Origin of the sequence: Protofrankia sp. Cas3 (assembly GCF_963555955.1) — a bacterium.
Classification (GTDB): Bacteria; Actinomycetota; Actinomycetes; order Frankiales; family Frankiaceae; genus Protofrankia.
The window spans coordinates 1-10,307 of record NZ_CAUVXP010000184.1 but is presented as its reverse complement, the minus strand read 5'-3'; the positions used below and the strand labels follow the sequence as shown (position 1 = coordinate 10,307).

Sequence of the window (10,307 nt, the reverse complement as noted above, 5' to 3'; positions counted from 1 at the left end):
GCGTAGGTCCGTTCGAGGTAATCCAAGCGTCGCGTGGTAACCCGGCGAAGCACCGGAGCCACCAACGGCGATGCCGCGTCCGCCAGCACCGCCGCCTCGACCGAGCCGGTGCCCACCCCGACAAAAGCCTGGTGGAACAGCACCCGGAGCTGGGCCCTCGGGTCGGCGTGGACCTCGAGATCGGCGATCACCTGCTCGGTGTGCCGACGCTCCCACTCCTCGAGCGCCGCCACGAGGAGCGCGTCCCGGTTGGCGAAATGCCAGTAGAAGCTGCCCTTGGTCGTTCCCAGCCGGACCGCGACCGGCTCCACCGCGACCGCCGCGACACCACCGTCCGCGAGCGCGTCGAGGGCCGCGTCGACCCACTCACGCCGACCCAGGCGCGGCGCCCGGCCGCTGGTCTTCGCCACGTCCGTACGCTACCGTACAGACATCCAACCGTACGGCACCGTATGGACCGTGCCGCGACGGTGTTCCGAACCGTGACAAGGCAGGCGCGATGGTCACCAACATCCACGCCAGGACGGTCGCCGGGTCGGTCGAGGCCGCCGGTGCGTTGCTCGACACCCTGGCCGGCCCCGACGACCGGCTCTGGCCCACCCGCGGCTGGCCGCCGATCCACTTCGACCGGCCACTCGGCGTCGGCGCCGGCGGCGGCCACGGGCCGATCCGCTACGCCGTCGACTCCTACACGCCAGGTCGCGACATCACCTTTCGGTTCGACCCACGCATCGGGCTCGTCGGCACCCACCACTTCACGGTGGCGTCGCAGCCCGGTGGCCGGGTCGAGCTCCGCCACACGCTCACCGGCCGCACCACCGGGACGACGCGCCTGAGCTGGCCGCTGGTCTACCGACCGCTGCACGACGCGCTCATCGAAGACGCGCTCGACAACGCCGAACGGGAACTCACCGGCACGCTCGCCAGCCGGCCGGCCGGCTGGTCCCGGCGGGTCCGGCTGCTGCGAGGCGTGCTCGCGCGCACCCGACGACAGCCGGGGGCGACGCAGCCGCCGTCGCTGCTGCCGGGAGCCGCGTTCGGCAGCCGCTACAGCCGGCGGGTCGCCGCCTCCCCCGAAGCCGTACGGCAAGCCATCCTGGACCTCGAGACCACCGACCTGCCCCTGACGGGAATTCTGACGACCATGCGAAGCCTGCCCGCGCACATGTTTCGCCGCACCGGCCCCGGCGAGACGACCGGCACCCCCGAGCCAACCCGGCTCGTCGACCAGCTCGCCGGACGCGGCTTCGTCCGGCTCGCCGACGAACCCACGCTGCTGGCCCTCGGGACGGTCGCACGGTTCTGGCAGCCACGGCCAGCACGGGCACAGGTCGCCGACGCCGCCGGCTTCGCGGCCTTCGACGAGCCCGGCTGGGCCAAGGTCGCCACGGCGCTCACCATCGTCTCGGCGGACGGCGGGCGTAGCAGCATCCTGACCACGACCACGGCCATAGCGCCGACCGACGACGCCGCCCGGCGAGCCTTCGGTCGCTACTGGGCGCTGATCCGGGTGCCGTCCGGTCTGATCCGCCGCGAATGGCTCGCCGCGATCGCCCGCCGCGCCGAAGCGACACCCACCTGACATCGTGCGTGTTACCGAATCAGATGCTCGGGAGAGCCCGTTCGTCGCTGCGGCCGCTATGATCTGCCACGCGAATGAACTCACGCCTGTTATGGCTTGCTCAACAGGGTCACATGCTCGACGACGACGCCGCGTAAGAGCGCCCGGCAATAGGGGTGTGGATCAAGGAGCGGGGCTGGGGCACGTAGATCGCGAGGCGGAGGAGGAAGGCACCCTGGTGTTGGGTGTCGACCGACGACAACGACGACGACGACGACGCATCATTCGATCATGCCCGGTCGGCCACCCTGACTGCCACGCCCGGCCAACGCAACAGCGCCCCGGCATGTGAGTTCGCTTCGCGCGCTGCGCGAGCACGGACTCTACTGCGACGGCCTGCACAGGTCGCACCGTTCGCGACCGTTCCAGGAAGGCCAGCCGAAGGTATCGGGCGACAGTGCCTTCGTCCCCAGCTCCTCTCGGACATACCGCCTGTAGTGCCAGACCGCGTCGAGGTACGGGTGGTACGCGTCGTGAAAGCTGGCGGATGAGATGGAAGCACCTGCTGCCACCACCCGTCGCAGTGCCCGCAGCTGTTCGTACATGGCCTGACCCGCGCCGGCCACGGTCGAGGTGGCGTCGATGAAGAGCCTCTCCCTCGCCTCGTAGATTCCCGCGTCAGCCAGTGCCGCGCGGGTACTCACCTCACGGTTGCTCGGCGTCTCAGATCCTTCGGCGATCTGGCGAAGCCGGGTATGGCAAACCCCTACCGCGGAGACGAAATCGATGTACAGGCTCCGGCGATTGGCCTCCCGGCTCCTGTCTTTCTCGTCGTGATGGCGCAGGACGTCGGCCAGGATGGTCCCCGAAAGAGCGAGGGCGCCACCGCCTAAGGTCGCGACCAAGGTCGTCCAGTCCACACTCGCCCCTCTGCCTGTCGTGCCCACGAAAAGTGCACCCTCTGCGACTGCCCTCGTAGGGAGGCTACGACCCATCGCATCGCGGTCGCGAACCCATGGCGACAGCGCGCGACCCTGTGGGGCTCCAGAACGTCGATTCGTGCTGACGCTGTTACGGGTCCGCGGTGAGAGGGCCAAGAACGTCGAGCCGCTCGTCCTGCGCCATCAGGTCGCGGTACTGCGCCGCCACGTCCACCGCCCAGCGCTCGAGCCGACAGACCGGGTCCTCCTGGCGGCGCTGTCGCGGCTGCTACCCCGGACCCGGTGGGATGCCTTCTTCGTGACGCCCGCGACGCTGCTGCGCTGGCACCGCGAAATCCTCGCCCGCAAGTGAACGTATCCCCGGACGACACCGGGGCGTCCACCGGTTCGCCGCGAGATCCGCGCCCTGGTGCTGCGGCTGGCCGGGGAGAACCCCGGCTGGGGGCACCGCCGGATCCAGGGCGAGCTGGTCGGGTTGGGCTACCGGGTCGGGGCCGCGACCGTGTGGCGGATCCTGCACGCGGCCGGTGTCGATCCCGCACCACGGCGGGTGGAGGCCTCCTGGCGGTCCTTCCTGCGGGTGCAGGCGGCCGGCATCCTGGCCTGCGACTTCTTCACCGTCGACACCGTCTTCCTGCAGCGAATCTACGTGTTCTTCGTCGTGGAACACGCCACCCGCCACGTCCACGTCCTCGGCGCCACCAAGCACCCGACCGGAGCCTGGGTGACACAGCAAGCAAGAAACCTGCTGATCGGCCTCGACGACCGCGCCGGAAACTTCCACTTCCTGATCCGTGATCGTGACAGCAAGTTCACCGCCACCTTCGACGCGGTATTCACCGGTGCCGGGATCAGCGTGCTGCCCACCCCACCACAGGCCCCCAAAGCGAACGCGATCGCCGAAAGGTGGGTCGCCAGCGCCCGCCGCGAGTGCACCGACCGGATGCTGATCGTCTCCGAACGACACCTCACGTCGGTCCTCGATACCTACGCCGAGCATTTCAACACACACCGGCCGCACCGCTCCCTCGACCAGCAACCACCCGACCCGCCAGCACCACAACCCACCCCAGGCGCCGCCATCCGTCGCACCCGCATCCTCGGCGGCCTCATCAACGAATACCGCAACGCCGCCTGACCAGGTCCCCTGGCATGGACGCCACCCGGCAAACCCACAGGTCACCGGCCCAATCGGCGTTTTGGAGCCCCACAGGCCCGGATCGCCTTGACGTGCGATCTTGCCGTCTCGCTTGCGGTGCACCTACCGGCGTGTTCGGTAGCAGCGCAGCCACATCTCAACGCCATCATCGACGATCTTCTCGATGTCGGCGGGTGAGAGGTCGCGCATCCCGTAGCGGGACTGGTGCGCTGCCTCGTACGCGGTGAGCAGGACGAGTTGGTGGGCAGCCAGGTCGACGTCGCGCACCTCGAGGACCCCGTTGTGGACCTGCTGTTTGATCTCGCGCGCGAGGACCTTCTCGAAGACGGTGCGCGGGCGGGCCCATTCGTCACCGAGCTCGGGGTGGCGCACCTGCTCGGCGATGATGACGCGGCGCAGCGCGTTGATGTTTTTCGCGAGGATCAGTTCCACCCAGATCCGTGCGGCGGCACGAAGGTCGCGGTCCAGGTCACCTGACTCGGTGAACTCCGTCGCGAACCGGGACTCGGCTTCGCTCGCGGCGTCGCGCTGTGCCGTCTCGATGACCGCGGTGAACAGGCTCTTCTTGTCGCCGAAGTGGTTGTAGATCGTCTGCTTGGAGACCCCGGCCTCGGCCGCGATCGCATCGACGCTGGTGTCGGTGAAGCCGTTGCGTAGGAACACCCGCCGGGCGGCGTCGATGATCGCCCGCCGCTTGTCGGGCCGGCCGGGGTGCGTGTCCGGCGATGGGGCCGCCGAACCGGCGGCCGGAGCCCGCCCACCTTGACCACGTGGACTCACAAGTCCAATACTAGCGAGAGAACTTGGACTAGACGGTCTAGTCCAATACTGGGAGCGTCCATGTCCTCTCTCCTCCGGCGCCGCACCGTGGCTGCCCCGGAAGGTTCCGCGTCCGTCGAGGCGGTGGTCCACGCCGATGGACTGAGCAAGGTCTATCCGGATGGCACGGTCGCGGTGGACGGCCTTGATCTGTCGGTCCGCCGGGGCGAGGTGTTCGCTCTCCTCGGCCCGAACGGCGCGGGCAAGTCCACCGCGGTGGGCATGCTGACGACGGGTGTCGTGCCGACGGCCGGCCGAGCCTGGGTGGCAGGGATCGACGTCGCGGGCCGGCCGGCCGACGCCCGCCGGAACATCGGCGTGGTCCCGCAGCGCAACACCCTCGACCGGAGTCTGACCGTGCGGGAGAACCTCGTCTTCCACGGGCGGTTCTTCGGCATGCGCACCGCCGATGCCCGCCGTGAGGCCGATCTACGGCTTGAGCAGGTCGCGCTCGCGGACGTCGCCGGCAAACCGGTGGACGGCCTGTCGGGTGGCATGACCCAGCGGCTGATGATCGCCCGCGCGATCCTGCACCAGCCGGCGGTCCTCTTCCTCGACGAGCCGACCACCGGCCTGGACCCGCAAAGCCGTCTCGCCCTGCACAGCATGGTCCGCGAGCTGCGCGCCGCCGGTCAGACGATCATGCTGATCACCCACGACATGCAGGAAGCCGACCAGCTCGCCGACCGGGTAGCCATCATCGACCACGGACGCCTGCTGGCCCTCGACACGCCCGAGAGCCTCAAGCAGTCGATGGACGCCGACACGGTCGTGACGGTGGCGGCAGAGACACCGCCACGGCAGCTGGCAGCACTGCTGCGCGAGCAGGTGCCCGGGATCCACGACGTCCACATTCTGCAGAACGCCGTCCTGCTGATGGTCCACGGAGGGCGAGCAGTGTTCCCGGCCATCGTCGCCGCTGTGACAGGCGCAGGCATTGTCCTGCGCGATATCCGCGTCGACGAACCCTCCCTGGAAACCGTCTTCATCCGCCTCACCGGCAAGGAGCTCCGCGACCGATGAACACCGCCACCGCCGTCCCCGACCCGGCCGCCACACCGGTCCACCCCTCCGTCGTCGCGGCCAGCCGCGCGGTCGGCGCCCTGCTCGCCCGCGACCTCACCGTGCTACGCAGGCAGCCAAGCAACTTCCTCGCCCGCACCGTGGTGCAACCCCTGATGCTGCTGTTCGTCCTCGGCTACGTCACCCCGAAAATCACCCCCGGCCACGGCACCGGCGCCCAGGCGGGCGACGAAGCCACCACACTCCTCGCCGGGATGCTTGCGATGGTCGTCCTGTTCCAAGGCATCTTCGCGGTCGCCATGCCACTGGTCCAGGAGTTCGGCTACACACGCGAGATCGACGACCGTGTCCTGTCCCCTATCCCCGTCGGACTCGTCGCGTTCGCGAAAGTCGTCGCCGGCGCGCTGCAAGGCATGCTCGCCGCGGTCGTCGTCTTCCCCCTCGCCGAGTTCGTCCCCTCCGCCCGACCCGACGTCCACCTCCACTGGGCCCTGCTCCTGACGCTCGCACCAATCGGGGCGCTGATGTGCTCCAGCCTCGGCCTTTTCCTAGGCACCGCCCTCGATCCGCGCAGCGTCACCGCACTATTCGCAATCATGCTGACGCCGCTGCTCTACCTCGGCTGCACCCTCTACCCATGGAGCACACTCGGCCCCATCCGCTGGGTGCAGGCACTGTCGCTAGCCAATCCACTGACCTACGTCAGCGAGGGCTTTCGCGCCTCCGTCACCCCCACCCACCACCTGAGTCTCTACATCATCTACCCTGCCCTCATCGGTTTCACGGCCCTGCTGCTCTGGCAGGGAATACGCCACTTCCGGCGCCGCGTCGTCACCTGACACACGCCCATGGGATATGTCATCTGCACAGCAGCGGCCGCCACCAATGGTGGCCCACGGTGACCGCCACCCAATCATCAACTACTCGACGCGGCCCTGAAAACGCACAGTCCCTTACACGCCGCGATAATATCCGGGTGGCGGGTACGCTGAGCGGCTGCTACTCGTCGATGCAAAACCCCCGGCGCGGCAGATATACAGTATGCAGCCGAAAATCGGCGATCCGCGCCGTTTAGGGAGCGGCCGCCGGGACAGGAACTGGAACGACAGTAACGACCGATTCAAGCCCGCGGAAATCTGCGGGATTGGTGGTGAACAGAGGAAGCTTGTTCGCTGCCGCGATGCCGGCGATCATCAGGTCGGCGACGCGGCCGCGTGGCTTGCGGTCCATGGCGATCGTCTCGGCGGCGATAATCCCGTACTGCCGGGCGGACTCAACATCGAAGGGCAGCGGGCTGAAGGTCGCCTCGACTCGCTGGACGCGAAGGACCCGCCGGGCGCGTTCACGGGCATCCACGGCCGAGTGCACCCCGGCCGACAGCTCGGCGAGGCTGACCGCGCTGGTTAGGAGCTCGGCGGGCAGCTGATCGACCGCCAGCCGTTCCAGGCATATCAGGATGTTCGTGTCGCCGAGCCCGCGCAGGTAGCGGGCAGTCACTCGCCGTCCCCGGGCTCGCGGACGCGTTCGTAGGCGTCGAAGTATGCCTCAGCGTCCGCGTAGCGCCCCTGATCGGCACGGAACGCCTCTGCGCTCATCGGAGGCAGGTCCTCGAACATCGTCATAAGCTCAGTGACCGGAACCGACTGGCGGCGCACGGGAGTCGCCTGGTGAACATAGGCGTCGATGGCAGCCAGCGCGACTTGCTGCATGGAACGATGTTCAGCCTCCGCCTTCCGCCGGAGCGCCTCCGTCTGTTCATCGCTGAGCCTGAGCGTCATAGCCACAACCCACATGATACCGCGTGGTACCACCAGTGCCCAGCGCTGGCACCGCCTCGACCGGCAGACTCAGCCGTCAGCCGATGACCGCGGCGATGGCGACCGATGACAGCTGGCGTGGATTCCCGGGCGGCGGGGCGGGGAAGGTGCGGATGACGAACACCGAGCTGAGCAGGCCGACGACGATCACGAAGGTGCGGATGGATCGCAGGTTCGAGGGGCATGGTTGTTCGGGTTGGCCAGGGTCGGCGCTGCCAGGTCAACAACCCGACTCGGCCGGCGCAGGAGATATGCACCTGGCTGGACGCCGTCTTCGCCAGGAGGGGCAGCCCCCATGGAGAACGCCATGAATGCATCCACCGCCGGGGACAGCGGTCCGATCGTAGTCGCCGGTGCGGGCTACGCCGGGTTGCACGTCGCCTTGCGCCTGACGGCCAGGCTGCGCAACAACCCCACGATGGAGCTGACCCTGGTCGACCGGCACGACTACCACCAGGTGCTCACCGAGCTGCCCCAGGTCGCCGGCGGCACCCGCGCCGCCAGCGCGGTGCGTATCCCGCTCCAGGACGTGCTGGCCGAGCGTGTCCGCTTCGTCCAGACCGAGATCAGTGGTTTCGACCTGGCCGGCCGGCGGCTGCTCACCGGGGCCGGGCCGATCGGCTGGCGGCGGCTGGTGCTGGCGCTGGGCAGTCGGCCCAATGATTTCGCCATCCCCGGTCTAGCCCAGCGCGCCCTGTCGGTGTACTCGGCCAGCGACGCCGAGCGGGTGTGGGCGGCGGCCAGCAAGGCGCTCGACGCCGCCGCGGCCGCCGCCAACCCCGAGCGGCAGCGCCGCCTGGCGACAGTGGTGGTCGGCGGCGGCGGCGCCACCGGGGTCGAGCTGGCCGGCGAGCTGGCCGAGGTGCTGCCCGAGGTGGCCAGCGGCCACGGCCTGGCGCCTGACCGGCCCGCCGTGCTGCTTGTCGAGGCAGGCCCCACCATCCTGGCTGGCTCCTCACCGCAGCTGATCGACAAGACCACCAGAATTCTTTCTGACCTGGGCGTGCAGGTCCGCACCAACGCGGCGATCGCCGCAGCGACCGAGGAGGGCTTCCGACTCAAGGACGGCCAGCTGGTGGAGGGCGGCGTGTTCGTCTGGGCAGGTGGGGTGAAAGCACCCGAGCTTGTTGTCGATTCGGGGTTGCCTACCGGCCACAACGGCCGCGTCAAGGTCGACCAGTACCTGCGCGTGCTGGACCATCCGGAGATCTACGTCGCCGGCGACCTGGCCTCGGTGACCGATCCGCGCACGGGGCATGTGCTGCCGCCGCTGGCGCAGGTGGCGCTGGAGGAGGGCGAGATGGTGGCCCGCAACCTGGACGCGGAGCTGGAGGGCGGGCCGCGGGAGGCATTCACCTTCCATGACAAGGGGTTCGTCGTCTCGGTCGGGACCCGCCGCGGGGTCGCCGACATCGCCGGTACCACCACCGGCGGGCGGCTGGCTCACCTGCTCAAGGACGCCATCGAGTGGGAGTACCGCCAGTCCGTCAGGCACCTGCGCGGCTGGGACCCGATAGCGCGGTGACCACTACCCCTGCTGCTGCGAGCGACCAAGGAGCAGACGCCGCTCGCTGGCGCCTGATCAAGAGGCCGCCATCAGGATGGCCGACCACAACGGCTGCGCGTTGAAGCTGGCCAGCCCGAGGATCGCATGGCCGCGCTCGCCGACACTCGATATGCCCTAGCCCTCAACCTCGGGAATCCCTTGATTTCTGCTCGTTGGCGCCCGCCGCTGACGAGCTGCAGCCAGTGCCTCCGTATCGGCCGTCAGCTCCGGAGCCGAAGCTGGCCGTACCCTCCGCCGGGAGCTTCGCAACGTCCTGACCCACAGCAAGAACGCAGGCCTGCCAAACCAAGGGTAACCAGGCCTACGGCCTCGCGAAGCGGGGCACGTCTCAAACTTTAACCAGCTCATCGGGGAGAGGGGATCAGGGCAATGAGTACAATCAGGACAAATGATGGCACCGAGATCTATTACAAGGACTGGGGCGCTGGCCCGGTCGTCACGTTCTCGCACGGCTGGCCGCTGAACGCCGACGCGTGGGACGGGCAGATGCTGTTCCTGACGCAGAACGGCTTCCGGGTGGTGGCACACGACCGGCGCGGCCACGGCCGATCCAGCCAGGCCGGGTCAGGGAACGACATGGACGGCTACGCTGACGATCTCGCGGCCGTGATCGAGGTTCTCGACCTGCGCGACGCCACGCTGGTAGGCCATTCCACCGGCGGCGGCGAGGTGACGCGGTATATCGGACGGCACGGAACCGGACGCGTCGCGCGGGCCGTCCTGATCTCCGCGGTACCACCGCTCCTGCTCAAGACCGACGCGAACCCGGAGGGCCTGCCGATCGAGGTCTTCGACGGCCTGCGCGCGGCCCTGTTCCAGGACCGCGCGCAGTTCTACCAGGATCTTGCCCTGCAGTTCTACGGCGCGAACCGGCCTGGGGCCAAGGTCTCCAAGGGCGTGCTGGACCAGTTCTGGCTCTGGAGCATGCAGGCCGGGCTTAGGAACGCCTACGAGAGCATCAAGGCATTCTCTGAGACCGACTTCACCAGCGACCTCGAGAATTTTGACGTCCCGACCCTGGTCATGCACGGAGAAGACGACCAGATCGTTCCTGTCAAGGACTCGGCCAGGAAATCGGCCCGACTCATCAAGGGCGCGAAGGAAATCTACTACCCAGGCGCGCCGCACGGCCTTACCGCCACGCTCCAGGACCAGGTCAACGCTGACCTGCTCGCCTTCCTGCGTGGCTAGCTTTGCTTGCCCGGCATGGGGTTCACGGTCAGAGCACGTTGTGCGATCAAGCGGCGGCCAGCCCGTCGGCCACGAAAACGTCGAGCGCGCGGTTCAGGTGGCGCCACAAGTTCTTTGCCGATTGCTGACAGGTTTGATCGTTACTTCTGGTAGTCGGTGAGGTGGACGAGGGCGGCGGTGTCGTAGGCGTCGGTGGGAGGCCCGGTGCGCGCTCCGGTGGCCAGGACTG

The 10,307-nt window shown here is 68.5% G+C and carries 10 protein-coding genes and 1 pseudogene; 6 read left to right on the top strand and 5 right to left on the bottom strand.

What is annotated here, in order from left to right; all coding sequences use genetic code 11:
* On the bottom strand, positions 1-410 hold a 410-nt coding region (locus U9983_RS23935; protein WP_322756174.1), incomplete at its 3' end, for a TetR/AcrR family transcriptional regulator.
* Between the two features lie 89 nt (positions 411-499).
* On the opposite strand from U9983_RS23935, the gene U9983_RS23930 reads away from it, so the two are divergent.
* Complete coding sequence (locus tag U9983_RS23930; protein ID WP_322756173.1) at positions 500-1,582, top strand: hypothetical protein; 1,083 nt, start codon at positions 500-502, stop codon at positions 1,580-1,582.
* A gap of 362 nt (positions 1,583-1,944) precedes the next feature.
* Here the strand turns inward: U9983_RS23930 and U9983_RS23925 are convergent, their stop codons facing one another.
* On the bottom strand, positions 1,945-2,481 hold the full coding sequence (locus tag U9983_RS23925) for a CchlQ (RefSeq protein ID WP_322756172.1): 537 nt from the start codon (positions 2,479-2,481) through the stop codon (positions 1,945-1,947).
* A gap of 139 nt (positions 2,482-2,620) precedes the next feature.
* On the opposite strand from U9983_RS23925, the pseudogene U9983_RS23920 reads away from it, so the two are divergent.
* Positions 2,621-3,640, top strand: a pseudogene (locus tag U9983_RS23920) (integrase core domain-containing protein).
* Between the two features lie 123 nt (positions 3,641-3,763).
* On the opposite strand, the gene U9983_RS23915 reads toward U9983_RS23920, so the two are convergent.
* A complete protein-coding gene (locus U9983_RS23915) occupies positions 3,764-4,441 on the bottom strand; it encodes a TetR/AcrR family transcriptional regulator (RefSeq protein ID WP_322756171.1) in 678 nt (225 codons plus the stop codon).
* A 60-nt stretch (positions 4,442-4,501) separates the two neighbouring features.
* Between U9983_RS23915 and U9983_RS23910 the strand changes: the two genes are divergently transcribed.
* Both U9983_RS23910 and U9983_RS23905 read left to right on the top strand, forming a co-directional pair.
* The gene (locus tag U9983_RS23910) at positions 4,502-5,503 is read left to right on the top strand and encodes an ATP-binding cassette domain-containing protein (RefSeq protein WP_322756170.1); all 1,002 of its coding nucleotides are present in this window, start codon (positions 4,502-4,504) and stop codon (positions 5,501-5,503) included.
* Positions 5,500-6,342: an ABC transporter permease gene (locus U9983_RS23905; RefSeq protein ID WP_322751605.1), complete on the top strand. Its 843-nt coding sequence runs from the start codon at positions 5,500-5,502 to the stop codon at positions 6,340-6,342. The genes U9983_RS23910 and U9983_RS23905 overlap by 4 nt, the downstream gene beginning before the upstream one ends.
* Before the next feature lie 232 nt (positions 6,343-6,574).
* On the opposite strand, the gene U9983_RS23900 is transcribed toward U9983_RS23905, so the two are convergent.
* Together U9983_RS23900 and U9983_RS23895 are read right to left on the bottom strand one after the other, a co-directional pair.
* Entirely contained in the window at positions 6,575-7,000 is a 426-nt protein-coding gene (locus U9983_RS23900; protein ID WP_322756169.1) for a type II toxin-antitoxin system VapC family toxin, read from the bottom strand.
* A complete protein-coding gene (locus U9983_RS23895) occupies positions 6,997-7,212 on the bottom strand; it encodes a hypothetical protein (protein WP_322751902.1) in 216 nt (71 codons plus the stop codon). The genes U9983_RS23900 and U9983_RS23895 overlap by 4 nt, the downstream gene beginning before the upstream one ends.
* 415 nt (positions 7,213-7,627) lie before the next feature.
* Between U9983_RS23895 and U9983_RS23890 the strand changes: the two genes are divergently transcribed.
* Entirely contained in the window at positions 7,628-8,845 is a 1,218-nt protein-coding gene (locus tag U9983_RS23890; protein WP_322756168.1) for an NAD(P)/FAD-dependent oxidoreductase, read from the top strand.
* A 411-nt stretch (positions 8,846-9,256) separates the two neighbouring features.
* A complete protein-coding gene (locus U9983_RS23885) occupies positions 9,257-10,078 on the top strand; it encodes an alpha/beta hydrolase (RefSeq protein WP_322756167.1) in 822 nt (273 codons plus the stop codon).
* Positions 10,079-10,307: the final 229 nt, after the last annotated feature.